Origin of the sequence: Pseudomonas putida (assembly GCF_026625125.1) — a bacterium.
In the GTDB taxonomy this organism is placed as follows: Bacteria; Pseudomonadota; Gammaproteobacteria; order Pseudomonadales; family Pseudomonadaceae; genus Aquipseudomonas; species Aquipseudomonas putida_X.
On sequence record NZ_CP113097.1, the window covers coordinates 2,641,215 to 2,667,813 of the forward strand.

General features: G+C 64.5%; 20 protein-coding genes. 15 read left to right on the top strand and 5 right to left on the bottom strand.

Translation table 11 applies throughout. The annotated features are described in order from the left end of the window. Positions 1-138 precede the first annotated feature (138 nt). From OSW16_RS12195 to mexE, 3 genes are read right to left on the bottom strand one after another with little or no spacing between them, the layout of a single operon-like run. Positions 139-1,554: an efflux transporter outer membrane subunit gene (locus tag OSW16_RS12195; RefSeq protein WP_267823442.1), complete on the bottom strand. Its 1,416-nt coding sequence runs from the start codon at positions 1,552-1,554 to the stop codon at positions 139-141. After that, on the bottom strand, positions 1,551-4,730 hold the full coding sequence (locus tag OSW16_RS12200; protein ID WP_241805751.1) for an efflux RND transporter permease subunit: 3,180 nt from the start codon (positions 4,728-4,730) through the stop codon (positions 1,551-1,553). Before OSW16_RS12200 ends, OSW16_RS12195 begins: the two co-directional genes overlap by 4 nt. Before the next feature lie 12 nt (positions 4,731-4,742). Next, positions 4,743-5,984 (bottom strand): multidrug efflux RND transporter periplasmic adaptor subunit MexE, encoded by a 1,242-nt coding sequence (mexE, locus tag OSW16_RS12205; RefSeq protein WP_267823445.1) that lies wholly within the window; start codon positions 5,982-5,984, stop codon positions 4,743-4,745. Positions 5,985-6,214: 230 nt separating this feature from the next. On the opposite strand from mexE, the gene OSW16_RS12210 reads away from it, so the two are divergent. Next, entirely contained in the window at positions 6,215-7,336 is a 1,122-nt protein-coding gene (locus OSW16_RS12210; RefSeq protein WP_267823947.1) for an MFS transporter, read from the top strand. A 219-nt stretch (positions 7,337-7,555) separates the two neighbouring features. Here the strand turns inward: OSW16_RS12210 and OSW16_RS12215 are convergent, their stop codons facing one another. Continuing rightward, entirely contained in the window at positions 7,556-8,035 is a 480-nt protein-coding gene (locus OSW16_RS12215; RefSeq protein WP_267823447.1) for a GNAT family N-acetyltransferase, read from the bottom strand. Between the two features lie 137 nt (positions 8,036-8,172). On the opposite strand from OSW16_RS12215, the gene OSW16_RS12220 reads away from it, so the two are divergent. The 5 genes from OSW16_RS12220 to OSW16_RS12240 all read left to right on the top strand — a co-directional run bounded on the left by OSW16_RS12220 (position 8,173) and on the right by OSW16_RS12240 (position 11,145). After that, complete coding sequence (locus tag OSW16_RS12220; RefSeq protein ID WP_267823449.1) at positions 8,173-8,793, top strand: LysE family translocator; 621 nt, start codon at positions 8,173-8,175, stop codon at positions 8,791-8,793. Between the two features lie 21 nt (positions 8,794-8,814). Beyond that, positions 8,815-9,687, top strand: a complete 873-nt coding sequence (locus OSW16_RS12225) for an alpha/beta fold hydrolase (RefSeq protein WP_267823451.1) — start codon at positions 8,815-8,817, stop codon at positions 9,685-9,687. A 101-nt stretch (positions 9,688-9,788) separates the two neighbouring features. After that, positions 9,789-10,664 carry a pirin family protein gene (locus OSW16_RS12230; protein WP_267823453.1) on the top strand — a complete coding sequence of 292 codons (876 nt, stop codon included), beginning with the start codon at positions 9,789-9,791 and terminating at the stop codon, positions 10,662-10,664. Between the two features lie 90 nt (positions 10,665-10,754). Further along, positions 10,755-10,931 carry a hypothetical protein gene (locus OSW16_RS12235; protein ID WP_241805930.1) on the top strand — a complete coding sequence of 59 codons (177 nt, stop codon included), beginning with the start codon at positions 10,755-10,757 and terminating at the stop codon, positions 10,929-10,931. Beyond that, on the top strand, positions 10,885-11,145 hold the full coding sequence (locus OSW16_RS12240) for a DUF1652 domain-containing protein (protein ID WP_241805745.1): 261 nt from the start codon (positions 10,885-10,887) through the stop codon (positions 11,143-11,145). The genes OSW16_RS12235 and OSW16_RS12240 overlap by 47 nt, the downstream gene beginning before the upstream one ends. An 85-nt stretch (positions 11,146-11,230) precedes the next feature. On the opposite strand, the gene OSW16_RS12245 is transcribed toward OSW16_RS12240, so the two are convergent. After that, positions 11,231-11,518: a hypothetical protein gene (locus OSW16_RS12245; protein WP_012314315.1), complete on the bottom strand. Its 288-nt coding sequence runs from the start codon at positions 11,516-11,518 to the stop codon at positions 11,231-11,233. Between the two features lie 313 nt (positions 11,519-11,831). Between OSW16_RS12245 and mnxG the strand changes: the two genes are divergently transcribed. The 9 genes from mnxG (at position 11,832) to OSW16_RS12290 (ending at position 26,598) form a co-directional block, all read left to right on the top strand. Continuing rightward, on the top strand, positions 11,832-17,711 hold the full coding sequence (gene mnxG, locus OSW16_RS12250) for a manganese-oxidizing multicopper oxidase MnxG (protein ID WP_267823457.1): 5,880 nt from the start codon (positions 11,832-11,834) through the stop codon (positions 17,709-17,711). 18 nt (positions 17,712-17,729) lie between these two features. Continuing rightward, positions 17,730-19,712: a cytochrome D1 domain-containing protein gene (locus OSW16_RS12255; protein WP_267823459.1), complete on the top strand. Its 1,983-nt coding sequence runs from the start codon at positions 17,730-17,732 to the stop codon at positions 19,710-19,712. Further along, entirely contained in the window at positions 19,709-20,362 is a 654-nt protein-coding gene (locus OSW16_RS12260) for an SCO family protein (RefSeq protein ID WP_267823460.1), read from the top strand. The genes OSW16_RS12255 and OSW16_RS12260 overlap by 4 nt, the downstream gene beginning before the upstream one ends. Then, the gene (locus OSW16_RS12265; protein ID WP_267823462.1) at positions 20,359-21,024 is read left to right on the top strand and encodes an SCO family protein; all 666 of its coding nucleotides are present in this window, start codon (positions 20,359-20,361) and stop codon (positions 21,022-21,024) included. Before OSW16_RS12260 ends, OSW16_RS12265 begins: the two co-directional genes overlap by 4 nt. Before the next feature lie 110 nt (positions 21,025-21,134). Beyond that, positions 21,135-22,661 carry an ABC transporter substrate-binding protein gene (locus tag OSW16_RS12270; RefSeq protein WP_267823464.1) on the top strand — a complete coding sequence of 509 codons (1,527 nt, stop codon included), beginning with the start codon at positions 21,135-21,137 and terminating at the stop codon, positions 22,659-22,661. 12 nt (positions 22,662-22,673) lie between these two features. Beyond that, the gene (locus tag OSW16_RS12275; protein ID WP_267823466.1) at positions 22,674-23,315 is read left to right on the top strand and encodes a SurA N-terminal domain-containing protein; all 642 of its coding nucleotides are present in this window, start codon (positions 22,674-22,676) and stop codon (positions 23,313-23,315) included. Between the two features lie 237 nt (positions 23,316-23,552). Beyond that, positions 23,553-24,086 carry a response regulator gene (locus OSW16_RS12280; protein WP_267823468.1) on the top strand — a complete coding sequence of 178 codons (534 nt, stop codon included), beginning with the start codon at positions 23,553-23,555 and terminating at the stop codon, positions 24,084-24,086. Between the two features lie 57 nt (positions 24,087-24,143). After that, entirely contained in the window at positions 24,144-25,823 is a 1,680-nt protein-coding gene (locus OSW16_RS12285; RefSeq protein WP_267823470.1) for a GspE/PulE family protein, read from the top strand. Then, entirely contained in the window at positions 25,804-26,598 is a 795-nt protein-coding gene (locus OSW16_RS12290) for a hypothetical protein (RefSeq protein WP_267823472.1), read from the top strand. Before OSW16_RS12285 ends, OSW16_RS12290 begins: the two co-directional genes overlap by 20 nt. Position 26,599 lies beyond the last annotated feature (1 nt).

Consider the following 26,599-nt stretch of genomic DNA (forward strand, 5'->3'; position numbering starts at 1 on the left):
GCCACAGCAATCGGGCCATGCGCCTGGCCGCGCCGACAGCGGCCTGCAACCCTGGCAAAAAAAGCCCCGCAAGCCAAGGCCAGCGGGGCAAACGGTTGGGGGAGGAACCAACCAAAGGAGTCGTTGAAGAGAGGGGAGTCAGCGGGCGCTGGCCACCGTTTCCGGTTGCCAGCCGCCACCCAGCGCCTTGTAGATCGAGACAATGCCGCGATACAGGTCAACCTCGCCCTGCGCCTGTGCGTCTTCAGCGCTCAGCCGCTCACGCTCGGCATCGAGCAGCACCAGATAATCCACCGTGCCTTCGCGGTAGCGCACCGAGGCCAGGTCAGCCGCCTTGCGGCTGGCCTCGCTCTGGCGCATCAGCGACAGCAGCCGCTGTTGGGTCTTGTCATAGTCGCTGAAGGCGTTGGCCGACTCTTCCAAGGCCAGCAGTACCTGTTGTTCATAGTTGGCCAAGGCGCCTTCGGCATCGGCCTTGGCACCGCGCAGGCGGGCCCGTACGCTGCCCAGATCGAACGCCGCCCACGTGATGCTTGGCCCCAGCCCCCAAGCGTTGGCGGCCGACGAACCGATCTGCGAACCGCGCGCCGCGGTAAAGCCCAAAAAGCCGCTCAGGCTCACCCGCGGGAACAGGTCGGCAGTGGCCACGCCCACATTGGCAGTGGCAGCGGCCAGTTGGCGCTCGGCACTGCGGATATCCGGGCGGCGGCGCAGCAGCTCACCCGGATCGCCCACCGGCAGGGCCTTGGCGATGGCCGGCAAGGCCTTGGGCGAGAGGTCCACGCTCAGGGCGTCCGGGCGTTGGCCGAGCAGGGTGGCAATGCGATGACGCGCGCGTGCCTGCTCGGCCTGCAGTTGTGGCACGGTGGCTTCGACGCCGGCCAGGCGGGCGTCGGCGCGTACCACGTCAAGCTCGTTGCCGACCCCGGCGTCACGCAGGGTCACGGTGATGCTGCGCGACTCCTGCTGGGTCTTGAGGTTGGCCACGGCGATCTTCTCGCGCAGTTGTGCACCGCGCAGCTGGCCATAGGCGTCGACCAGTTCGGCGATCAGGCTGACCTGCAACTGTTGCAGGTCGGCCTCGGCGGCCGCGGCCTGCGCGTCGCTGGCCTCGATCTGGCGTTGAATACGGCCGAACAGGTCGAGCTCCCAGGCCATGTCCAGGCCCAGGTCGTAACGCTCGCTGTTGACCCGCTGATCGGTCTGGCCGGGCACCTGGCCCTTGCCGATCTCACTGCTGGCGCGGCTGGTGACCACTGGCAACTGGTCGTTCGCGGCATCATCGCGGATCGCCCGTGCCGACTTGAGCCGGGCAAAGGCCACGCGCAGGTCGCGGTTGCCGTCCAGCGAAGCCTGCACCAACTGGTTCAGTACCGGGTCATCGAACTGCTTCCACCACACGCTCTCGAAGCGGCTACGGTCGAAGGCCTTGGCCGGCACGTCGCTGGCCATACGCGCAGGCTCAGTGGCTGGCGCTTTGTAGTCCGGGCCTACCGCGCAGGCCGCAAGGGCCAGGGCCAGCAGGCTCGGGGTCAGGGGTTTGAGCAGCTTCATGCGTGGTTCTCCAGCGATTGAACGCGTTCGGCCTTGCGCGCCTGGCGACGTTCGACGAAACGGCGAATCAGGAAGAAGAACACCGGGGTCAGGAACAGGCCGAACACCGTCACGCCGATCATCCCCGAGAACACCGCGACACCCATCGCATGGCGCATCTCCGAACCGGCCCCGGAGGAGAACACCAGCGGTACCACGCCCATGATGAAGGCGATCGAGGTCATCAGGATCGGCCGCAGGCGCAGGCGGCAGGCTTCCAGCACCGCAGCCAGTGGGTCGAGCCCCTTGGCTTGCTCGTCCTTGGCGAACTCGACGATCAGGATGGCGTTCTTGCAGGCCAGGCCCACCAGTACGATCAGGCCGATCTGGGTGAAGATGTTGTTGTCGCCACCGGACACGATCACCCCGGTGATCGCTGACAGCAGGGTCATCGGCACGATCAGGATCACCGCCAGTGGCAGGCTCCAGCTTTCGTACTGGGCCGCCAGCACCAGGAACGCCAGCAGTACGCACAATGGGAACACCAACAGTGCGGTGTTGCCGGAAAGGATCTGCTGATAGGTCAGGTCGGTCCACTCGAAGGTCATGCCGTTGGGCAGTTCCTCGTTGAGCAATTTTTCGATCGCGGCTTCAGCCTGGCCGGAACTGTAGCCCGGGGCTGCCGCACCGTTGATTTCCGCGGTGATGAAGCCGTTGTAGTGCATCACCCGATCTGGCCCGGAGGTGTCGCTGACCTTCAGGAAGGTCGCCAGCGGGATCATTTCGCCCAGGTTGTTGCGTACCTTCAGCTGGCCGATCTGCTCGGCATCAAGGCGGAACTGCTGCTCAGCCTGGACGTTGACCTGGTAGGTGCGGCCAAAGCGGTTGAAGTCGTTGGTGTACAGCGAGCCCAGGTAAACCTGCAGGGTGTCGAAGATGTCGGTGATCGCCACGCCGTGGGTCTTGGCCTTTTCCCGGTCGATGGCTGCATCGACCTGGGGCACGTTGACCTGGTAACTGGTGAACAGGCCTGCCAGCTCCGGCACATTGTGGCTCTTGGCGATGATGTTCTGGGTTTCCTTGTACAGCGCTTCGTAGCCCAGGTTGCCGCGGTCTTCGATCTGCAGGCGGAAGCCGCCGATGGTGCCCAGGCCTTGTACCGGCGGTGGGGGGAAGATCGCGATGTAGGCATCCTGGATGTCGGCGAACTGGGCGTTCAGCGCTGCAGCGATGGCAGCGGCCGACTGGCTCGGGTCCTTGCGCTCATCGAACGGCTTGAGCGGGGTGAACACGATGCCGCTGTTGGGGCTGTTGGTGAAGCCGTTGATCGACAGGCCCGGGAAGGCTACCGAGTCGGCCACGCCAGGTTGCTTCAAGGCGATTTCGCTCATGCGCTTGATCACCGCCTCGGTGCGGTCGAGGCTGGCGGCATCAGGCAATTGGGCGAACGCTACCAGGTACTGCTTGTCCTGGGCCGGTACGAAGCCGGTCGGGGTGGACGAGAAGCCGAGGTAAGTCAGGCCCATCAGGCCGGCATAGACGAACAGGGCGATGCCGCTGGAGCGGATGACCCGGCGCACGCCACCGACGTAACTGTGGCTGGCGCGGTCGAAGAAGCGGTTGAACGGGGAGAACAGCCAGCTGCCCAGCAGTTTTTCCAGCAACCGCGAAAAACGGTCCTTGGGTGCGTGGTGCTCTTTGAGCAGCACTGCGGCCAGGGCCGGTGACAGGGTCAGCGAGTTGAACGCCGAAATCACGGTCGAGATGGCAATGGTCAGGGCGAACTGTTTGTAGAACTGCCCGGTAAGGCCGGAGATGAATGCGGCGGGCACGAACACTGCACACAGTACCAGGGCGGTGGCGATGATCGGCCCGGTCACTTCACCCATCGCCTTTTGCGTGGCCTCCAGCGGTTTGAGGCCCAGCCCGATGTTGCGTTCGACGTTCTCCACCACGACGATGGCGTCGTCCACCACGATACCGATGGCCAATACCAGGCCGAACAGCGACAAGGCGTTGAGCGAAAAGCCGAACAGGTGCATCACCGCGAAGGTACCGATCAGCGACACTGGCACAGCCAGCAGCGGGATGATCGAGGCGCGCCAGGTCTGCAGGAACAGGATCACCACCAGCACCACCAGCACCAGCGCTTCGAACAGGGTGTGCACCACCGCTTCGATGGAGCCGCGCACGAAGATGGTCGGGTCATAGACGATGCTGTAGTCCATGCCTTCGGGGAAGTCTTTCTTCAGCTCGGCCATCTTCGCCCGCACTTCGTCGGAGATCTCGATGGCGTTGGAGCCAGGGCGCTGGAAGATCGGAAGGGCCACTGCGGGCTGGTTGTTCAGCAACGAGCGCAGGGCGTATTGGCTGGAGCCGAGCTCGACCCGGGCGATGTCCTTCAAGCGGGTGATTTCGCCATCGGCACCGGCGCGGATGATGATGTTCTCGAACTCTTCCTCGTTGACCAGCCGGCCCTGGGTGTTGATCGACAACTGGAAGCTGGTGGAGCCGGGGGCGGGCGGGGCGCCCAGCTGGCCTGCCGCCACCTGGCGGTTCTGCTCGCGGATGGCCGCGACCACGTCGCCGGCGGTCAGGTTGCGCGAAGCGGTCTTGTTCGGGTCGAGCCACACCCGCAGCGAGTAGTCGCCCATGCCGAACAGTTGCACATCACCCACGCCGCCCAGGCGTGCCAGTTCGTCCTTGATGTTGAGGATGGCGTAGTTGGACAGGTACAGCATGTCGTAGCGGTTGTCCGGCGAGGTCAGGTGCACCACCATGGTCAGGTCGGGCGAGGCTTTGTCGACGGTGATACCGATGCGGGTCACTTCTTCCGGCAGCTTGGGCTGGGTGCGCGTGACACGGTTCTGCACCTGTACCTGCGCGTTGTCCAGGTCGGTGCCCAGGGCGAAGGTGATGGTCAGGGTGAGCTTGCCGTCGGCGGTGGATTGCGAGGACATGTACAACATGTTCTCGACACCGGTGATGGCCTGCTCCAGCGGTGCGGCGACGGTTTCGCCGATCACTTTGGGGTTGGCGCCCGGGAAGTTGGCGCGCACCACCACGGTAGGCGGCACCACTTCCGGGTATTCACTGATCGGCAGCTGGAACAGGGAGATAGAGCCCGCGATCAGCAGTACCAGCGACAGCACCGCGGCGAAGATTGGCCGGGTAATGAAGAATTTCGAGAAGTTCATCGGTGTTGTCCCTTAACCGCGCGGCGCTTGGGCGCCGGCGACTTTTGCATTGGTGCCGGCCACCTTTGGCGCCGGGTTGCTGGCCTCCAGCGCCTGGCGCTGCTGGGCGAGGGCAGCGAGGGTCTGTTCGCTGGCCATCGGTGTTTCTTCGGGGGTGACTGGCGAGCCGGGGCGCACCCGCTGCAGGCCTCTGACCACGATGCGGTCGTCCTTGTCCAGGCCGCTGCGCACGATACGCAGGCCTTCGAGCTTGGGCCCCAATTCAACGGCGCGGTAGTTGGCCTTGTTGTCCTTGTCCATGACCAGCACGAACTTCTTGCCAAGGTCGGTGCCCACCGCCTCATCGTTGATCAGCACAGCGTCGTACTGGGCGCTGCCCACCAGCTTCAGGCGGGCATACAGGCCAGGGGTGAACTGGCCGTCGCGGTTGTCGAACACGGCACGGCCACGGATGGTACCGGTGCGCGGGTTGACCTGGTTGTCGACGAAGTTCATCTGGCCCAGGTGCGGGTTGCCGGTTTCGTTGGTCAGGCCGAGGTAGACCGGCGTGGCCTGGCCGCGCTGACCGTCACGCGCCAGCTGGGTGTACTTGAGGTACACGCGCTCGTCGGCATCGAAGTAGGCATAGACCTTGTCGGTGGAGACCACGCTGGTCAGTGGCGTGACATCGGCGGTGACGATGTTGCCGGCGGTGTACTGGGCGCGGCTGACACGGCCACTGATTGGCGCGGTGACGCGGGTGAAACTCAGGTTCAGGCGTGCCAGGTCGAGCTGAGCCTGGATCGCATCGACACCGGCGCGGGCCTCAGCGGCTGCGCTGCTGCGCGATTCGGCAAGCTCGGCCGAGATGGCGTTGCTGTCACGCAGGCGCTCGCCGCGACGGGCTTCGTTGGCACTGCGCACGGCGGTGGCCTTGGCTTGCTGCAACTGGGCTTCGAGGCGGCGCACTTCAGCCTGGAACGGGCGGGGGTCGATCTGGAACAGCAGGTCGCCTTTCTTGACCTTGGCGCCTTCGGTGAAGGCCACCAGGTCGATCTGGCCGGACACGCGCGGGCGGACTTCGACGGTTTCCGGTGCTTCGAGGCGGCCGGTGAATTCATCCCATTCGTTGATCGGCTGCTCGATCACCTTGGCGACGGTGACCTTGGGCGCGGCGGGAGCCTGCACGGCATCTGGGGTGCGGCCACAAGCGCTGAGCACCACCACTGCCAGGGCAGCGAGGGGAAAGCGCAGGGGTTTGAGTGAGTGGTCCATGGAGAACTCCGCCAAAGTATTAGTAGTGGGCGGAGTGTGAGTGCCTTGCGCGTGACGCACGAATCGAACGCAGCGAAGGTTAATATCACGCGCAATGATATGTCGGGATATTTCATCGATGGCGAGCATGGTAGGGTGCCCGTTCTGATCTTTCCCCGCATGTGACCCAAGGCCCGATCGTGAACAGCTCCCCCCAACTCCCCGGGCCCCTCGGCATCGTCTGCCTGGGCATCCTGCAAATCCTGGTGTGGGGCGGTTCGTTCTTCCTCATGGCGGTGATGGCCGAGCCGATCAGCCACGATACGGGATGGCCCAGCCAGTGGGTGTACGGTGCGCTATCGCTGAGCTTGATGGTCTCGGCGCTGTGCGCCCCGCTGTCCAGCCGCCTGATCGCACGCTTCGGTGGCCGTCCACAGATGGCCGCCAGCGGCGCGGTGGTCGCGGTGGGCTTGCTGATCATGGCCACCAGCCAGAGCCTGGCGCTGTTCTTGCTGGCTTGGGTGGTGATCGGGGTGGGTATGGCAATGGGGCTGTACGAGGCACTGTTCGCCACCCTTGGCGGTTTGTATGGCGAGGGTGCGGGCAAAGCCATCACAGGGATCACGCTGATCGCCGGTTTCGCCTCGACCCTGTCCTGGCCCACCGTGGCCCTGGCCATAGAACACCTGGGCTGGCGCACCACGTGCGGTTGCTATGCGCTGGTGCTGCTGTTGCTGGTGGCGCCGCTGTATTGGCGAGTGTTGCCGGCCGGAGGGCGGGTGGAGGTACGCAGGGCGCAGGGCCAAGGCACCGCGATTGGGGTCGATCGCCAGCTTTACCTGCTGTTGACCGGTATGTTCGCCATTGGCGCGATCATCATGACCGCCATTGCGGTGCAACTGGTGGCCGTGCTCCAGGGCCTTGGGCATTCGTTGCCTGTGGCCATCGGCCTGGCGGCGATGCTCGGCCCCAGCCAGGTGGCGTCCAGGGTGTTGCAGATTCTGGCCGGCCAACGCCATCCGATCTGGACGGCGCTGGCCTGGGTCAGCCTGGTGCTGGTCGGCCTGCTGCTGGTGACGCTGGTCCCGGCGGCCACGGCCGTGGGCCTGCTGGTGTTCGGTTGCGGTAATGGCTTGCGGGCGATCGTGCGCGGGCTGTTACCCTTGGCGATGATGCCGCCCGCGCAATACGTGCTATTGATGGGGCGTATGTCGCGGCCTTCGCTGATCGGGCAGGCGTTGACGCCCGTGGTGGGGGGTTACCTGTTCGAGCACTTCGGCGCGATGGGGGTGCTGGTGACCTTGTGCCTGTTGGCGTTGATCAATGTGGTGCTGGTGGGGATGGTGATGCAGCGGGTGCGCAGCGACGCGTGACGGGCGTGAAACTGATGTAGGCAATACTGGCCCCATCGCCGGCAAGCCGGCTCCCACAGGGATCGCGCCAGCTTTTGCAAGTTGAGCAAGACAGTTATTGCCAGGTTTGGACAACAATCCTAAGTCCAGGCGCTGTCCATATTGTGGGAGCCGGCTTGCCGGCGATGAGGCCGGCACTGCCAGCGACCGACCAACCGGCAAGGGCATCCAGGCTACCGGTCAACCCCGGGCAAACTGCAGCAGCTTGTCCCCATCCAACCGGTAGCGCACCCACTCATCCTGCGGCTCGGCACCCAGCGATTTGTAGAACCCGATCGCCGGCTCATTCCAGTCCAGCACACTCCACTCCAACCGCCCGCAGCGGTTCTCCACGGCTTCGCGGGCAATGTGCCGCAGCAAATCGCGGCCTGCGCCACCGCCGCGCTGTTCTGGCGTGATGTACAGGTCTTCCAGGTAAATACCGTTGCGCCCCAGCCAGGTCGAATAGCTATAGAAATACACGGCGAAGCCCACTGCCTGGCCATCGCGCTCGCAGATCAGGCTGTGCACCGTGTTGCCTTCATCGAACAGGCTGTGCTCGATGTCGGCAAGGGTGGCGATGACTTCGTGGCGTGCCCGCTCGTAGTCGGCCAGTTCGGTGATGAATGCAAGAATTTGCGCGGCGTCAGTGCGTACTGCGGGGCGAATGGTAAGGCTCATGCTGGGCTTCCTTGAAATGCAGGGTGTTTCATCGATACAGTCATGTGTATCTGCGTAATTTAATGTAACTGTACCGGTCGCGCGGATGTCGACTGCCGTAGTGTGACAGCACTCATAACGATTCTGGAACGCCTGCCATGCTTGCCTCTTTCGACCTGCTGATGGCCTTTGTGCTGTTTGCCTTCGTTTCCTCCATCACCCCGGGCCCCAACAACACCATGCTGTTGGCATCAGGGGTGAACTTTGGCGTGCGGCGCTCCATCCCTCATGCCCTGGGCATCAGCATCGGCTTCATGGTCCTGGTGCTGGCCGTTGGCCTGGGCCTGGGCGAGGTGTTCAAGGCCTGGCCTGCGTTGTACACCGTGCTGCGTTACGTGGGCGCTGCCTATTTGCTCTACCTGGCGTGGAAGATCGCCACTTCCGGCCCGCTGAGCACCGATTCGCCCAATGCCCGCAAGCCACTTGGCTTCTGGGGGGCTGCAGCGTTCCAGTGGGTCAACCCCAAAGCGTGGGTCATGGCGGTAGGGGCGATCACCACCTACACACCGGCCCAAGGCTATGTGATGAACGTGATCGTCATCGCGGCTGTGTTCGCCTTGGTCAACCTGCCCAGCGTCGGCGTGTGGGTGATGTTTGGCAGTGCGCTGCGTAACCTGCTGCAAAACCCGCGCTGGCTGATGCTGTTCAATGTCCTGATGGCCTTGCTGCTGGTGATATCGCTTTACCCGCTGCTGTTTGTAGAATCGGCGTTTTCGTAACGCGTCGAGTACGGCACACCCATGCAGTTGATCCCCTGGTCTCACCAATGCTCCGAAGGTTTCACCTTGCGCGGCTGGCGCTCGCCGGCCAGCGGCAGGCCGCTGCTGCACTTTTTGCATGGCAATGGCTTTTGCTGCCTGGCCTACCAGCCGATGATGGCGCGTCTGGGCGAGCACTTCGACCTGTGGCTCAGTGATGTGCAGGGGCATGGCGACAGTGACCATGGCGGTGTGTTCCGCGGTTGGAACCGCACGGCTGAGTTGGCGGTTGAGGCCTTCGAAGCAGGCCGTGGCGAGTACGGCGAGGTACCTCGCTACGCACTGGGGCACAGTTTTGGCGGCGTGCTCACGGGGCTCATCCTGGCCAGCAGGCCTGGGTTGTTCGAGCGCGCCGTATTGCTCGACCCGGTATTGTTCAGCCGGCGCATGATCGGGGTCATGGGGGCTGCCGCGCTGATGGGGCTGCACCGCCGGCACGCTCTGGCACGCAAGGCCGCCAACCGCCGCAGCCATTGGCCCGACCGCGAAGCGGCACTGGCTTCGCTGCAGGGGCGGGGCATCTTCAAGGGCTGGAGCGATGCCGCGCTGCAGGCCTACATCGAACATGCCATCGGTGAGTGCGGTGAAGGCGTGGTGCTCAAGTGCCGGCCGAGCCGAGAAGTGGAAATTTTCAGTTCGTTCCCCACGCGCCTGTGGGCGCATCTTGCCGCCATTCAAACGCCCACCCGGGTGCTGTATGGCGAGCAGACCTATCCCTTCGTACCACGTTCGGTGCAGCGGCTGGCGTCGATCAACCCCAGTGTCGAAGCCTGCCAGGTCGCCGGAGGCCATTGTTTCATGCAGGAAGATCCCGGCATGGCAACGCAGCAGGTACTGGAATACCTGCAGGGCTGAATCACTGTTCCATCGCTGGGACGATGCATGCCATTTGCGCGGGCTACCGGCCGATTGGTCTCATTGGTAAGGTTAACTTAGCCTTAGAGAGGAGACTTCTTATGAAAAAGATCCTGGGTCTTCACCGCAGCCCCCACACCCACTGGGTGGGGGATGGCTTCCCGGTGCGCAGCCTGTTCACCTACGACCACCTGGCCAGCCAGATCAGCCCGTTCCTGCTGCTGGATTATGCCGGCCCGCATGCCTTCACCCCCACCAGTGCCCGGCGTGGCGTAGGCCAGCACCCTCACCGTGGTTTCGAAACGGTGACCATCGTTTATCAAGGCGAACTGGAGCACCGTGATTCGACCGGCGCCGGCGGCCTGATTGGCCCTGGCGATGTGCAATGGATGACGGCCGCCAACGGCATCCTCCACGAGGAATTCCATTCCCCGGCGTTCGCTCGCAGTGGCGGCACACTGGAAATGGTGCAGCTGTGGGTCAACCTGCGTGCCCAGGACAAACGCGCCGCTGCCGGTTACCAGACGCTGCTGGCAGCGGACATTCCTGAGGTGCCGCTGCAGGGCCAGGCAGGCAGCCTGCGGGTCATCGCCGGCAGCTACCAAGGGCACCCAGGCCCGGCGCGCACCTTCACCGCGATGGATGTCTGGGATATGCGCCTGGGTGCAGGTGCTGCGCTGCAGCTGCCTGTCGCTGCTGGCCGCAATGCTGCACTTGTGGTGTTGCGTGGCACTGTGCGGGTCAATGGTGAGCGTGACGCCGGGCCGGCCAGCCTGGTATTGCTGGAGCGAGCGGGGGAAGGCGTGGCCATAGAGGCGCTGGAAGGCGCAAGTGTGCTGCTGCTCAGCGGCGAGCCGATCGACGAGCCGATCGTGGGCTATGGGCCATTCGTGATGAACAGCCAAGCGGAAATTGCCGAGTCCTTCGATGATTTCCATGCCGGGCGCTTCGGCCAGATGGCAGCCGAGCCACACTGACCGGCCTTGCACCGCTGACCGCCTGTCGTGAAGTGCCATGATTGGATCGAACGGTAGCAGGGCGCGCCCGTTCTTTTACTAAGGTGCTAGATGATTCTCCGCATCACTATTGCCGCGGCGCATGGACGGCCGCCCTGGCATGCTCATTATCAATTGGCACCGCGCCTGCCAAAGGCGTATTCCAATAAACAGGCCATCCACTCAAGAGAGGGTCGCGACAATGTCATTGATAGGCGTTTCGATGCTGGAAATGAGGCAAATGATTGAACAGGCCTGCCTGCCTGATCACTGTGAAGTCAGTTGCCTGGACGGCACCAGCCTGACCATTCGTTTGGCTCATGGGCAGAACATGGAACAGGGCGTGACGCTCAGTGGGGTCTCGTTGCAGGACCTGAACAGTTGCCGTGACGTGGTGAAACTGGTCGATCAGCTGCATGCGCTGCGCGACCGTCAGCCAGCGTCACTAAGGGCCACTGCCTGACCACACGGTGTGCCAAGGTCAGCCGATGCTGGCCGTGGCACATATAGGTCAGTCCCGTGCCAGTTCAAGTTGGTTGACCGCCGCTTCATTGCAATTCAACCAGCAGATTAAGACCGCCATCGCCGCATTTGCCCTTGTCACGAACGACGCCGTGATAACTGCGGCCATCCCACACGAAAGCCACACTGTGCGCGCGCTCGACTTTGTCCGGAAGCGGCGGGCAGATGTGCAAGCGCAGGGCAGGGCGGCCCTGTAAATTAAGCGCGGCGAGCTGGCACTGGCATTCCACGCTCAGGGCGACCGGGCCAAACAGCGTGTCGCGCACATAATCGAGTTGCACATTGGCGTTCGGGGCGCGGCCGGGCATCTTCATCGTTGCGGGGCTCCAGGGAGTTGGTCTCAATCATCATCTTGAAAGCGCGTGTGCGTGGACGTTCAATTTTTTTCGAAAGTTGTAGACAAAGCAGTCACCCCGGGCCCCAAAACCATCCGTGAATAATCCATTGCCAGGTGTGCCGCTCCCTGCAATGACAACCAATGCCATCCCCTGATGTGGGGATCGCAGCGGGGAATCCTCCCCAATCCGGTTCAATTTCCAGGCCAAGGCATTGATCTAGAAGAAAAAATTGTTCTGGCATACACCTTGCTGACCCTCTTGCACAGTTTCTGTGTCCCGGAGGTGCAGCATGTCGACCCCCAATAAAGGCCCCGTCCTCACATCACTTGTATTGGCCCTGCTGAGCGTTACAGCGACCAGCGAAGCGGCTGTGCAATGCCAGCGCACCTTGGTGGCCAACGTGATTGCCCTGGACCAGCCGCTGATGTTCAACCGCCTTGGTGCGCAAAACGCCAACGGCATGATGTTCGCCCTGCGCCAGGATGTGGTGGACGAACACCAGGTACCGCTGAGCAAGGGGGGCGCCGCAGTGCCGGGCAAAGTAACCCTGCGCCCGGACAAACGCCCGCGCCCCATAGTGCTGCGGGTGGCCGCGGGTGATTGCCTGACGGTCAACCTGACCAACCTGTTGGCTTACCAGGCCAATCCCAATAAACACGGTATCGACCATGATGACAACGAGGTCGAAGGTGTAGAGGAAGAAGAAGGCGAAGAAGGCGAAGAAGCCGCAGAGGTGGAAAATGAGGGCGGCGAGAACTTCGTTGTCGACGAGCAGGTCACTGACCGCCACGTCGGCTTTCAGGTCAATGGCCTGCAGGCGGTCAACAGCATCGGCGACATTGCCGCCAACACCGGCCGCAACGGCAACTTCCTGATCGCCCCAGGCGCCACCCGCAGTTACACCCTTTATGCCGAACGCGAAGGTGCCTTCGCCGCCACCAGCCAGGGCGCTACCTTCGGCGGCCAGGGTAACGCTGGCAACGTAGCCAATGGCCTGTTTGGCCAAGTGGTCGTGGTACCCAAAGGTGGGCGCACCTACCGCAACACCCTGAGCGAAGAGGAGATGCGCCTGGCCAGTACCGGCCGGGCCGCCACCGGCCAGCCCGTGGTCGATTATGAGGCCCGCTACCCTCAGGTTGAGCCGTGGATCGCCGAAGGCAAGGCGGGCAAGCCGATCATCGCGATGGTCGACGGCAACGAAATCCTCAGCAGTGAAACCGATGCCATCGTCATGGGGCCCAACCCGGACGGTAGCTTCCCACGTTCCACCTACCCTCTGGAAAGCATCAACAAGCGCAACCCGGCCTTGCCCAACCGGCTGGAAGCGTTTCGCGACTTCGCCTCGCAGTTTGCCGATGAAGTGGCCTCCACTCAGGCCTTCCCCGCCTACTGGGCTGACCCTGTCATGGGCCACGTGCTGGAGCCTGCGCGCGACGCCTTCATGATCAACTACGGCTCGGGCGGCATGGGTGCCGAAGTCGTTGCCAACCGCTTGGGTGTCGGGCCGATGCACGATTGCCTGTCCTGCGCCTTCGAGGAGTTCTTCCTCAGCGCGCACACCGTGGGTGATATCGGCACCCTGGTGGACGTGCCAGCCAACGTCGGCCTTGAACACATTCGCCCAGGCGATACCCCACCGGCCAGCGCCACTGGCGTCAAGGCCAGCATGGCGCTGTACCCGTCCGAGCCGTCCAACGTGCACCACAGCTACATTGGCGACTTCACCAAGTTCCGCAACACCCACAACGGCCATGAGCAACACATTTTCCACCTGCACGGCCACCAGTGGCTGTTCAACCCCAATGACGACAACTCCGACTACATCGATGCCCAGGGCATAGGTCCAGGTGTGGGGTACACCTATGAGATAGCCAATGGCGGCTCGGGCAACCGTAACCGTGTGGCGGGCGATGCCATCTACCATTGCCACTTCTATCCGCACTTCGCCCAAGGCATGTGGGCCATGTGGCGGGTGCACGATGTGTTCGAGGAGGGGACCCGCCTGGAAGTCAGCGTGCAGGGCCAGGATGGCTTCCATGACACGCCGTTCGCCTTGCGCAGCGGCAAGCCGGCGGCCGGCGCACGTGCGCTGCCTGACGGCGAAATCATCGCGGGTACGCCGATACCGGCGATCGTGCCGCTGCCAGGCAAAGCCATGGCGCCGATGCCGGGCAAGGTGGTGGTCGTGCCGAAGCTGGCGCAAGAGCTGGTCGCCGAAGGTGACGACGATCACGAAGACCCAGAGCATGGCGATGACGATCACGGCAGTGCGCCGGGCGCGGCCAAGGCTATAGGCTCGCTGGCACTGGTCGACCGCAGTGAAACCAACCGCAACGCTGATGGCACCCTGAAAAACCCAGGCTACCCCTTCTGGATCGGCGGTATGGAAAGCAGCGTCGGCCAGCGTCCGCCGACCCCGCCGCTGGACATGCTCGACCCGGCCATGGCTCGCCAGCTCAAGGACAGCGGCGCAGCGCTGTGGGCCAACCTCGACGGCAACCAGGTCGACGGATGGGACGGCGGCCTGGGCCGACATGCGCTCGATGGCGTCTCCGCTGGGGGCGAAGCCGTGACCACCACCACCAAGCTCGATTTCTCCAAGGTGGTAGAAAAGGCCAAACCGATCTACCTGCCCGAGGAGGGCACCGAGGTCGAGCAGGCCGCCATGCAGTTCCACGCCAAGGCCGAGCACCCAAGCTTTGCCCTGATCCCTGGCAGCCAGCCGGTGGCCAAGGCGTTTCGCACCAACGGTGCTCTGCCAACCGCCGGCGCCCCGTTCTTCGAGCCGTGCATGGATGACCGCGGCAAACGTCTGACCCAAGCCTCGTCCACGGGCGAATACAACAGCGGTGAAAGCCTGAGCAGCATCAGCTTCCGGGGTGCCTCCACGTTCACTGCCGACCGTCCTCGCATCTACAAGGCGGCCAATATCCAGTTCGACGCGGTGTTCAACAAGGTCGGCTATCACTTCCCGCAGACGCGCATCCTTGCGCTGTGGGAAGACGCCTGGCCGGTGATCACCAAGCAGCGCCCGCCAGAGCCGCTGGTGATGCGCATGAACACCTTCGACTGCACCATGTACCAGCAGACCAACCTGATCCCGGCGTTCTATGAAATGGACGACTACCAGGTGCGTACACCGACCGATGTGATCGGCCAGCACATCCACCTGCCCAAGTGGGACCTGACCTCAGCCGACGGTTCGGCCAATGGCTGGAACTACGAAGACGGTGTCCTCTCGCCCGGCAGCGTGGTGGAGCGCGTGCATGCCATCCGTGCGTTCAATGGCTGTTCCGAGGGCGACAGCCGCGACGGCACTGCAGCCTGCCCGACGGCCAAGCCGCACCCGTACTTCGGCCGCTTTGGCCGGGCCGACTGGGTGGGCGCGCGCACGGCCATGCAGCGCTGGTTCGCCGACCCGCTGGTCAACGTGCACAACGTCGACCGGGGGCTGGGCACCATCTTCACCCATGACCACTTCGGCCCATCGACCCACCAGCAGTTGGGCCTGTACGCCACTGTGCTGGCCGAGCCTGCCGGCTCTACCTGGCACCACGCCGAAACCGGCGAGCAGCTGTACAACCCGGCACTGCGCCAGGACGGTGGCCCGACCTCGTGGCAGGCGGTGATCAATACCGGCGACAATGACGGCGATGGCAAGAACGACAGCTACCGCGAGTTCTTCCTCGAGTACAGCGACTTTCAGCATGCCTATGAAGCAGGCGTGTATGTGGGCGCCGGCCCCGATGGCGTGCCTAACGCCCAGGCCTACCCAGCCTCGGGCGACAGCTTCCGCTACGCCATCAACCCGCCCGTTCGGCAGAAGGCCTCGAACCTGCTGGAGTCGGTCGTCGAATCGCGCGGGGGCCTCAACCCTGGTTGCCCGACCCGGCCATGCCCACAGGCGATCTCGGTGGATGACCCGGGCATGTTCGTCGTCAACTACCGCAACGAGCCATTGGCCCTGCGCGTCTTCGACCCGAACAAGGTGGCGCCGGATGGCAAACGCGGCATGCAGGCCGATGGCCTGGGAGGCGACCTGGGCTATGCCCTGCAGAGCCGCACCGACCGAGCCATCCCGGCCATGAACCTGGCCCCCTCGGCGATCAACTCGGCGGTGGGCCCCACCGGTGGCACCACCTTGTTCCCACCGCACATCAATACAGCAGGCAGCGAACCAGGCGACCCGTTCACCCCGATGCTGCGCACCTACTCTGGCGACAACGTACGGTTGCGTATGCACGCTGGCGGCTATGAGGAGGAGCACAACGTCACGATGCACGGCGTCAAATGGCTTCAGAACGGCACCGGCTACGGCAGCAGTTCCAACTCGGGGTGGAAGGCCTCGCAGATGATCGGCATTTCCGAGCAACTGGGCTTCCTGGCGCCGGTATCGATGATCTCCAGCTCGGCAGCCACCAATGGTGACTACCTGTATTCGCTGGACGCGGCGCTGGAAGGCTACTGGAACGGCATCTGGGGCGTCATGCGCAACTACACCGCGCAACGGCCCGACTTGTTCGCGCTGCCGAACAACCCGCAGCCGGTGGCCATGCGCAACACCACCAATTTCGATGGCATCTGCCCGAAAACCACGGCCAACCCCAACGGCGTCGGCACCCGGCCAACGGTCAAGCGCAACTACGAAGTGGTCGCCGCGCTGGCCAACGACATCCTGGAAAACCGCCATGGTGTGAGCATCAGCGACCCGGCCGGTATCGGCCAGCACGTCGGCGGCCCGCTGAAGGCCAATGGCGGCACCCTGGTATTCAACAGCCGTACTACCAGCATCCCGCAGGTGACGGTGACCGACGAGGAGGATGGCACCACCTTCACCGTGGGCGGGCACAGCGCGCCCCTGCACGACCCGACCGCCGTGCTGTACGTGCGCAAGGCCGACCTGGATACCAGTACCGGCAAGCTCAAGGCTGGGGTGCCGGTCGAGCCTCTGGTGTTGCGCGCCAATGCCGGGGACTGCATCAGCATCACCCTGGAGAACCGCCTGCCGCTGGTGATGCCGGACCTGCCCAGCACGGCGGTGATGCAGAACGTGGTCAAGCGCGACCGCAACGACAGCGAAGGCTCCACCGCCTTCAACAACAACCTGATGCGGCCCTCCAGCCACGTCGGCCTGCACGCCCAACTGCTGGCCTATGACATCACCAAGTCCGATGGCGTCAACGTCGGCCTCAACCCGGTGCAGACCGTACCGCCGCGCAGCGGTAACAGCGGTGCCTACCCGACCAGGGTGTACCAGTACTATGCCGGGCACCTGGAGCGCGAAGGCAAGGCGGTGCTGCAACTGGGCCGCACGGTGGACAACATCCGCAACACGGCAATCGAGTTCGGCGCCCTCAACCTGACCCCGGCGGATGTCATCAAGCAACCGCAGAAAGGCCTGGTCGGTGCCATGAGCATCCTGCCGCAGACCGCTACCTTCACCGAGGACGCGGCCAGCCGCGTGCAAGCCACGGTCAAGGTCAGTGGCCAGCCAGACTACCGTGACTTCGTCACCGTCTGGCAGCGGGCGCTGAACATGCGTTGGGCCGACGGCCGCCCGGTGGAGGGCATCGCCACCGAAGGTAACGGTGTGCCGGGTGACCCGAAAGACAACGGCAACATGGCCATCAACTACAAGACCGAGCCGCTGTGGTTGCGCTTCGGCCTGGCACCGGACGCTCCGTTCGGCCGTGCCGATGGCTTTGGCTTCGGCGATGTACCCAACGCGCACATGGCCTACAGCAATGCCCTGGTGGGTAGCGACCCGCAAACCCCGGTGCTGTACGCCAAACCCGGCCAACCCGTGCGCAGCCATGTGGTGATGCCCAGTGGCGGCAGCCGTGGCATCACCTACCAGCTCGATGGGCACCTTTGGCCGCTGCATGCCTACCAGGCCGAGAAAAATGACCTCGACGGCTACCCGATGAAGCAGCCTGGTATCGGCTCGGTACGCTTTGGCTACAACCCGATGTCGATGTACATCGGTGCCCAGGAGAGCGTGCTGCCCGCCGCGCACTTCAGCTTCATGTTGCCCAGCGCCGGGGGCGCCAATGCCGTACCGGGCGACTACCTGTTCCGTGACTATGCCGCCTACGGCAATACATCGGGGCTGTGGGGGATTCTGCGGGTTACCGACGACGCACCGCCGGCAACGGCGCCAGCACAATAAGAAAAGGGGCGTACCAACATGCATAACAAGAAAACCCGCCCCGCCGTGCTGGGGGTATTGCTGGGCGCGGCGTTGATCGGCCTGGGCGTGGCCTACGAGGAGCTTTGGTGCGACCCGCGCGAGCTGCTGCAGGCGCCTGCCGACCCGCAGGCGCTGCACCGGCTCAGCCGGGATGGGGTGACGGTGGAGTTCGAGGCCCGGCCGCTGGCCGGGAGCGAGTTGCGCGAAGGCGCCTTCGCCAATATCCGCTTCAAGGTCACCGACCAGACCAGCGGCCAACCGCTGTCGGGGATGGCGCCAGGGGCGTGGATCGACCCGGCACAAGCGGCACCGCAGGAAAGCAGCCGTGACCAGAGCTGCAAGGCCCGGGTGGCGCTGTTTCTCAAGAGCAGCATCGGTGCCAGGCCGCTGCTGGATCTGAACAGTTACTTCCTGCTGGTGCTGAACAAGGATGCCAGCCTGACGGTGATCGACCCGACCGTCTCGGTGGGCGGTGTCACCAGCACCCTGGCACGCATCGAACTGCCGGGGCGGCCCATGGACTGGGTAGCTACCGCCGATGACAAGCAGGTATTCGTGTCGATACCTGAGCGCGGCGAGGTCGCGGTGATCGACACCGAAACCTTTACCCGTGTGGCCAACCTGGAGGCTGGCGAGATGCCGCTGCGTGTAGCCCTGCAGCCGGACCAGCGCCGGTTGTGGGTCGGCAACAACAGTGATGACCCGGCCAAGGGCGGGGTGACGGTGATCGATGTGCACAGCCGCAGCATGCTGAAAAGCTTCGCCACCGGCTCCGGGCACCACGAAATCGCCTTCAGCGCCGATTCGCGCTACGCCTTCGTCAGCAACCGCGACGGCGGCACCCTGAGCATTATCGACATCCCCGAGATGCGCTTGGTGAACACCCTGGAAGTCGGCCCGCATCCGTTGGCTGTGGCCTACTCGGCGCTGTCGCAGGCGGTGTACGTCAGCGATGGTTCAGAGGGCACGGTGCGGGTGTACGATGCCCGCAGCCATCAGTTGCGCCATACCGTCCAGGCCGAGCAAGGCCTCGGGCCGATGCGCTTCAGCAGTGATGGCCGGTACGGCATCGTCCTCAACACCCTGGAAAACCAGGCCCTGGTGATCGATGCCAGTACCGACAGGTTGATCCACCGCATCCCGGTCGCCGCCGAGCCGTACCAACTGACGTTCACCAAGGGTTATGCCTACGTGCGCGGCCTGGCGTCTTCGAAGGTCAGCATGATCAACCTGAGCAGCCTGGGCGAAGGCCGTCAGCCGATCGTCCAGGGTTTCGATGCCGGCCCCGCCGCGCCGCGCCAGGCCGGCGACCTGCCGCTGGCCCAGGCGCTGTCGGTGTCACGCGATGACAATTCGGTGTTCGTGGTCAACCCGGTGGACAACACCACGTACTTTTATACCGAAGGCATGAATGCACCGATGTCGGGTTACAACAACCGCGGCCACCAGGCCCGGGCCGCCATCGTCATCGACCGCAGCCTGCGCGAACTGGCCCCGGGGGTGTATGGCTCGACGGTGAAGATGCCGGCGTCGGGCAAGTTCGACGTGGCGTTCCTGCTCAACCAGCCGCAGATCATCCACTGTTTCAGCACCGACGTGGCCGCCGTGCCGGATGCGGCCAAGCGCAAGGGCGCGCATGCCGAGTTCATCGGCCTCGACCAGCCCTTGGCGCAGCACCGCGCCATCACCGCCAAAGTGCGCATCTTCGGTGACGACGGCCGCCCGCGGGTGGGCCTGGACGACCTGACCCTGCGCTACTTCCTGGCGCCGTCATCGATGCCACGCAACCTGCGCCTGGAAGAGGTGGGCGAGGGGGTTTACCAGGCTGCACTGATGCTGCCTGAAGCCGGCGCGTGGTACCTGCATGTGCAGTCGCCATCGCTGGGGCACAAGTTTGCCGAAGAGAACTACACCAGCCTGCGTGTCCTGCCGGCCGCAGCGTCTACCGCTTCCCAGACTGAAGTGAGGAATGTGCAATGAACGCCAGACATTCTTGCAAGCTGCTCGTACTTTCCATGGCCATGGCCAGCCAATTCGCCCTGGCCCACGCGGGCCATGACCACAGTGGGCATGCGCAGCCGCCAGCGGCACATCAGGAGAAAGCCAGCGTGCGTTTCGCCGATGTTTCACTGCTTGACCAGGATGGCATGCCGGTGCGCCTGGAAAAGGACCTGGTCGGCGATCATCTGGTGGTGATGGGCTTCATTTACACCAGTTGCACCACGGTGTGCCCGGTGGTGTCTTCGATCATGGGCAAGGTGCAGCAGCAACTGGGGGGGCGGGTAGGCGAGGAAGTGCGCCTGGTGTCGATCAGCGTGGACCCACAACGTGACGACTCCAAACGCTTGCAGAGTTACGCCAAGGCCTTCCAGCATGGCCCCGGCTGGAGCTGGCTGACCGGCTCGCCCTATGCCATTACCGAGACCCTCAAAGGCCTGGGCAGCTTCAGTGCCGACCTCAGCCAGCACCCGCCGCTGATTCTGGTGGGTGACGGGCACAGCGGGCACTGGACGCGTTATTACGGCTTCACCGACCCGGCCGTGCTGATCGACGAAATCAACCGCCTCAGTGCCCGTCGGGTGCATGCCAAGAGCACGGCCATCGCCGAACACCAGGAGGTGCAACCATGAGCAGCCAAGCGTCCTGTCGTGTCGGCATGCGCAGCTTCGACTGGCTGGCCCTGGCCGGTTGCCTGTGGATCTTCGCGTCGGTGGCCCTGGCCCATGAAGGCCACGCACCGAGCGCGCCCAGCCCTCAGCCTTCGCCACCGGCGATGGCCAGTGGCGAAGGCACCCGCGACGCGCAGACCTGGTTCACCGACACCGTGCTCCAGGACCAGAACGGCCGCGCGTTGCGCTTCTACAGCGATGTGCTCAAAGACAAGGTGGTGATGCTCAACGTCATCTTTACCCACTGCACCGATGCCTGCCCGCTGATCACCCGCAAACTGCGTGAGGTGCGCGAGGCCATGGGCCCTGAGCTGGCCAGCCAGGTGACCTTCGTGTCCATCAGCAGCGACCCGCTCAACGACACCCCAGCTGCGCTCAAGGCCTTCGCTGAAAAACAAGGGGTGGACAGCGCCAACTGGCTGTTCCTGACCGGCGACAAAGCCAGCGTCGACCTGGTGCTGGGGCGTATCGGCCAGTTCCTGCCCAGCCCCGAGCAGCACTCGACCCAGCTGATAGCCGGTGACGTGGCGGGCAAGCGCTGGAGCAAGATCCGCCCCGATGCACCGCCAGCGGCCATCGCCCAGCGCATGAAGCTGCTGGCCCAGCCGTTGGCCGGACGCTGAATGCACTGACAGCCTGTGCGCAGCGGCGCAGAACACAGTGGCAGCACTGACAGGATCTGTTCAGCGGCGCAGAACAAAGTGGGAGCCGGCTTGCCGGCGATGAGGCCAGAATGAACACAGCGAGATCACTTTGCTTAGCGCTAGGCCTGACCTGCTGCGTTCAGGCGCTTGCCCTGGACCTCACCGCCCACGAGCAAGCCGGTAAACGCCTGTACCGCGAAGGCGTGTCCAGCAGCGATGCACAGTTGATGGCCCGGATAGGTGCCAGCGAAATGAGCGTCCCCGCTAGCGTATTGCCCTGTGCCAGTTGCCACGGCAATGACGGCCGTGGCCGCGCTGAAGGCGGGGTGCGCCCGCCCAGCCTCGACTGGCAGCGCCTGGCCCTGGGCCAGGGTGCACGCCAAAGCAACGGCCGCAGCTACCCGGCCTACACCGATAACAGCCTGGCCCGCGCCATCCAGCACGGTCTGGACCCCGCCGGCAACCGCCTGGACCCAGCCATGCCTCGTTTCGAGCTCACCCTGGCTGACCAGCGCAACCTAACCGCCTACCTCAAGCGCCTGGCTGACGAGCGCGACCCCGGCGTGGAAGAAGGGGTGCTACGCCTGGGGACCCTGTTGCCCGCCAGCGGGCCGTTGGCAGAGGCCGGGCACGTGGTGCGCACGGTGCTCGAAGACGGGGTGGCCCAACTCAATCAACAGGGCGGCGTGCATGGCCGGCGCTTGGCGCTGGTGGTGGTCGACCCCGGCAGCGACGCGGCAAGTGCCGAGCATGCGCTGCGCCAGTTGCTAGAGCAGCAGCGGGTATTTGCGCTGATCAGCCCGTTGGCACCGATGCTCGATTCGCGCCTGGCCCTGCTGCTCGAACAACACGGCGTGCCCTTGGTTGGCAGTGCCCCGCGTAGCGGCGGCAACGCGCACATCTTCGACCCCTTGCCAGGCATTGCCACGCAGTTGCTGAGCCTGGCCGTGCATGCCCGCGAAACGCTGGGCCTGGCGCGAGATGGCTTGCGCGTCGTGTATGCCGGCGATGACCAGGCAATGCTGGCCGAACAGGTGCGTGGGCGCCTGCAGCAGCAGGGTTGGGCGCCGGGGCCGATCGAGGCCTTCAGTGGCCAGGCGGTGCAGGGGCAGGGCATTGTGTTCGTCGGCCGCGCCCAGGCCTTTGCCGAGCTGGCTGCAGCGTTGCAAGCGGCAGGCCGTAACCCCTACCTGTTCGCCACCTCCAGCCAGGTGGCCGGCGCCGTGGCCGCGCTGCCGGTGCAGTGGTCGCAGCGGGTGTTCCTGGCCTATCCGTTCGTGCCAAGCGACTGGACCGAACAAGGCATGGCGACCTTGGCCGGCCTGCAGCAGCGCCAAGGCCTCGACCCACGCCAGGCCTCGTTGCAGGTGAACACCCTGTGCGCACTGCGCCTGCTTGGCGAAGCCCTCAAGCAGATCGGCCGTGATGCCAGCCGCGAACGCCTGGTCGCGGCGCTGGAGGGCTTGCATGACGTCGATACCGGCCTGACCCCGCCGCTGGGTTTCGGGCCCGGCCAGCGCCAGGGCCTGGCTGGCGCCCATGTGGTGGCGGTGGCGCTGCCTGGGCCGCGCTTTACCGCTGTCGCCCCCTATCGGCCTGTGCCGGTCAGCCCATGAATGGAGGTTGCCATGCGTATCGTGATGCTGTGCCTGTTGCTGCTGATCGCCAAGGCGGGCTGGGCCGATAGCCCGGCGGCGCGGGTCAATGGTGTGGGCATCGGGCTGATGCGCCTGGAGCGCTATTTCAGTGACTATCTGCAGGCACAGGGGCGGGCTGTGACCAGCATCCGTAACCCCACGCTGTACAAGCGTCTGCGTAGCCAGGCGCTGGATGAACTGATCGACAAGGAATTGCTTTGGCAAGAAGCCCAGCGCCGCGGCATCGCCATCAGCGATGAGCAGGTGTCGGCGCAGCTAGGTGAAGTGGAAGCCGCATTCGGTGACCCGGCGCTGTTTGAAAGACGGCTTGCAGATGCAGGGTTCGACCGCGCAGCATACGCTGACTACCTGCACCGGGAGCTGGCAGCGCAACAGGTGTATGCCCAGCTCAGCGCGGTAGCCGAACCCACCCAGGCCGAGGTGGAAGCGTTTTATCAGGCCAACCAACAGCGGCTGCAAGGAGCGCAGAACCAAAGTGATAATTCTTCGGTCATACGCGAACAGGGCCTGGTGCTGGCCAGGGCTTCGCTCATCAGCCAATTGCAGGCGCAGGCACGGCAAGCGGCGCGCCAACGTTTGCGCGAATCCGCTAAAGTGGAAATCGCTGACTGAAGCCTGCGATGGCGTTTCCCCAAAGCTGGGGAATAACGGCTTGGCAAAGTGCCATCAGCTGCCCCGGATGTGGGGCACCGGGCCTCGGCCTGTTCGTAGGGCTGGCAAAGGTGCTTTGAAAATCAACAACTTGACGTGGTGCAACATGACTATTCATGCCTGGCACGAAGCCTGCTCAAGCCTTCCCAAGGCCGCACTTCGCAGACCGGGGAACCGGGCAGTTCTTGGGAGTCGACCTTGGTGAACAGAGTATTGGTAGTCGATGACGAACAGACCCTTGCGCAAAACCTGCAAGCGTACCTGCAGGCGCAAGGCCTGGAAGTCCATGTTGCCCACGACGGTGCCAGTGGTATCGGCCTGGCTGAACGCCTGGCACCGGATGTGATTGTGCTGGATTACCGCTTGCCCGATATGGAGGGTTTTCAGGTCCTGCAGACCGTGCGCAAGAACAGGCAGTGCCACTTCGTGCTCATCACCGCCCACCCGACCGCCGAGGTCCGTGAGCGAGCCGCCGAACTTGGCGTGACCCATGTCCTGTTCAAGCCGTTCCCGCTCTCGGAACTGGCGCGCCCGATCTTCGACCTGATGGGCATCGAGCGCCGGCGCAGGGCCACGGACAACCCGGCAGAAGGGTTCGTCGAACGACGCCAGAACAGGAACGAATCGTTCCCCTTGCAGTTGTACGATGGTAGCTGGGTACTGGCCGACCGCCGCCGTAATGGCGCCAAGCCCTCTGGACCCGACGACGACCAACTGCTCACCGGGGAATAGCGGCGCCCGCAGCCCTCACTGAGCCTGCGACGCGCCCCCTGAGCGGAGTCGCAGGCCATGTCCGATGCAGTACAACCTCTGCCAATCTCGGGATACCCCCGCGATCTGCTGGCCCAGGCCCGCTTGCAAGCCGGCGACGAGCGCCTGCTCAACTGCCTCGAGCGCCTCGCCTGCGACACCCCTGCCACCTTCATCCGCCGCCTGGGCAGCACATTGCATTACCCGGTGCTGGACAGCCAGCGCCTGTTGGCCAGCAGCCCCCGGTTCGACAAGATCAGCCTGGCCCAATGCCTGAAGCGCGAGTTCGTGCTGATAGAGCAGGGCGGTGAACTGCGGGGTGTGTTCGCCGACCCCTTCGACCACGCCCGCCTGGCCTGGATCGACGATGTGCTGCAAGGGGCGCCATTGTACCTGGCCCACGCCGCCGACCTGGCCACGTTCCTGGCCCGCCACGAAGAAAGCTTTCACGCCGTCGATGCCCTGGATCACGACGCCGAAGCCAGCAGCGAAAGCGACCCGCTGCAACGGCTGTCGCTGACCAGCATCAGCGAAGACCAGAGCAAGGTGGTCAAGCTGGTCAACTCAACCCTTTACGACGCCCTCAAGCAGCATGCCAGCGATATCCACCTGGGCATGACCGGCCAGGGCCTGACCATCAAATACCGCATCGACGGCGTGCTCAATGCGGCCGGCAAGGCCAGTGGCAGCGCCTTCGCCGACCAGGTGATTTCGCGCATCAAGGTCATGGCCGAGCTGGATATCGGTGAGAAGCGCGTGCCACAGGACGGCCGCTTCAAGGTTGCCGTAGGCGAACGCCAGATCGACTTCCGCGTGTCGATCATGCCGAGCATCTTCGGTGAAGACGCCGTGCTGCGGGTGCTCGACAAGCAGGATTTGTCCGACCGGGTCAGCGGCGTACAGCTGCAGGCCCTGGGGTTTGCCGATGAAACCCTGCGCGCCCTGCGCCGCCTGGCCGCCGAGCCCTACGGGATGATCCTGGTCACCGGCCCCACCGGCAGCGGCAAGACCACCACCCTGTACGCCATGATCAGCGAGATCAACCACGGGGTGGACAAGATCATCACCATCGAAGACCCGGTCGAGTACCAACTGCCCGGCGTGCTGCAGATCCCGGTCAACGAGAAGAAAGGCCTGACGTTCGCCCGTGGCCTGCGTTCGATCCTGCGCCACGACCCGGACAAGATCCTGGTCGGCGAAATACGCGACCCCGACACCGCGCAGATCGCCGTGCAGTCGGCACTCACCGGCCACCTGGTGTTCACCACCATCCACGCCAACAACGTCTTCGATGTGATCGGCCGCTTCAGCCAGATGCAGGTCGACCCCTACAGCTTCGTCTCCGCCCTCAACGCCGTGCTGGCCCAACGCCTGATCCGCCTGGCCTGCCCGCATTGCAGCACGCCGTGCGAGGCCGATGACGAAACCCTGGCCGCCTCTGGCCTTACCCGTGACGCCGTGCAGGGCTGGACGTTCGTCCGTGCCCCGGGCTGTGGCCAGTGCCGCGGCAGTGGCTACCGCGGCCGCAGTGCCATCGCCGAACTGCTGCACCTGGACGATGACCTGCGGCAGATGATCGTCGAACGTCGCCCACTGGCGCAGATCAAGGCGCTGGCCTGCCAGCGCGGCCTGCGGCTGCTGCGCGCATCCGCCCTGGACCTGGTCCGCGAGGGCCGTACCACGCTTGAGGAGATCAACCGTGTCACATTCATTGCGTGATCATGCCTCTACCCGTTATTGCATCGTGCTCGGCGCCGAAGGCGTCGGTGTGGGCCGCTGGCACGGCAACCAGCACCAGTGGCTGGGCAGCCGCGCCTTCACCAGTGACGCCGGCGAACCGGCCTGGGCAGCGGCCTTGCCGGCCCTGGCTGCGCTGCTGGGCGAGCATGCCGTGCGCGCAGGCCAATGCCAGGTGCTGCTGTCGGCGCGTTACAGCCGCTTCTGCCTGGTGCCATGGAGCGCTGCCATCAGCCATCCACGCGAGCTGCAGGCCTACGCCCAAGCCTGCTTCGAGAACCTCTATGCCCAGCCGCTCGACGGCTGGCGCATCGTCCTCTCGCCAGAGCCAGCCGGTGCCGCGCGTATCGCCACGGCGTTGCCCGAGGCATTGCTGCAGGGCCTGCAGGCACTGGCCCAGGACAACCGCTTACGCCTGCGCTCGGTGCAGCCGTACCTGATGGCTGCCTACAACCGCTGCTCAGCGCACTTGCAGGCAGGGGATTTCCTGTTTGTCCTTGCCGAGCCACGGCGCAGCGTGCTGCTGCTGGCCGCCGGAGGTGCCTGGCAGCAGGTGCTGACCCAGGGCTGCGCCGACAGCGACCAAGCCCTGCAGGCGCTGATCGAGCGGACGTGCGAGCTGTATGGCGAGCACATGCCGCAGGTCTACCTGCATGCCCCTGGGCGGGGCGACGTGCCGCAACTGGCGGCGGTGCAGCTGTGCCAGCCGGCCAGCGAAACCGACCCGCTGTGCGCCATGTGGCGGGCGGTGGCCTGAC

Coding starts and splice junctions, on each gene's coding strand:
- OSW16_RS12195 (WP_267823442.1), bottom strand. CDS start 1,554: ATGAAGCTGCTCAAACCCCTGACCCCGAGCCTGCTGGCCCTGGCCCTT.
- OSW16_RS12200 (WP_241805751.1), bottom strand. CDS start 4,730: ATGAACTTCTCGAAATTCTTCATTACCCGGCCAATCTTCGCCGCGGTG.
- mexE (WP_267823445.1), bottom strand. CDS start 5,984: ATGGACCACTCACTCAAACCCCTGCGCTTTCCCCTCGCTGCCCTGGCA.
- OSW16_RS12215 (WP_267823447.1), bottom strand. CDS start 8,035: ATGAGCCTTACCATTCGCCCCGCAGTACGCACTGACGCCGCGCAAATT.
- OSW16_RS12220 (WP_267823449.1), top strand. CDS start 8,173: ATGCTTGCCTCTTTCGACCTGCTGATGGCCTTTGTGCTGTTTGCCTTC.
- OSW16_RS12225 (WP_267823451.1), top strand. CDS start 8,815: ATGCAGTTGATCCCCTGGTCTCACCAATGCTCCGAAGGTTTCACCTTG.
- OSW16_RS12230 (WP_267823453.1), top strand. CDS start 9,789: ATGAAAAAGATCCTGGGTCTTCACCGCAGCCCCCACACCCACTGGGTG.
- OSW16_RS12235 (WP_241805930.1), top strand. CDS start 10,755: ATGATTCTCCGCATCACTATTGCCGCGGCGCATGGACGGCCGCCCTGG.
- OSW16_RS12240 (WP_241805745.1), top strand. CDS start 10,885: ATGTCATTGATAGGCGTTTCGATGCTGGAAATGAGGCAAATGATTGAA.
- OSW16_RS12245 (WP_012314315.1), bottom strand. CDS start 11,518: ATGAAGATGCCCGGCCGCGCCCCGAACGCCAATGTGCAACTCGATTAT.
- mnxG (WP_267823457.1), top strand. CDS start 11,832: ATGTCGACCCCCAATAAAGGCCCCGTCCTCACATCACTTGTATTGGCC.
- OSW16_RS12255 (WP_267823459.1), top strand. CDS start 17,730: ATGCATAACAAGAAAACCCGCCCCGCCGTGCTGGGGGTATTGCTGGGC.
- OSW16_RS12260 (WP_267823460.1), top strand. CDS start 19,709: ATGAACGCCAGACATTCTTGCAAGCTGCTCGTACTTTCCATGGCCATG.
- OSW16_RS12265 (WP_267823462.1), top strand. CDS start 20,359: ATGAGCAGCCAAGCGTCCTGTCGTGTCGGCATGCGCAGCTTCGACTGG.
- OSW16_RS12270 (WP_267823464.1), top strand. CDS start 21,135: ATGAACACAGCGAGATCACTTTGCTTAGCGCTAGGCCTGACCTGCTGC.
- OSW16_RS12275 (WP_267823466.1), top strand. CDS start 22,674: ATGCGTATCGTGATGCTGTGCCTGTTGCTGCTGATCGCCAAGGCGGGC.
- OSW16_RS12285 (WP_267823470.1), top strand. CDS start 24,144: ATGTCCGATGCAGTACAACCTCTGCCAATCTCGGGATACCCCCGCGAT.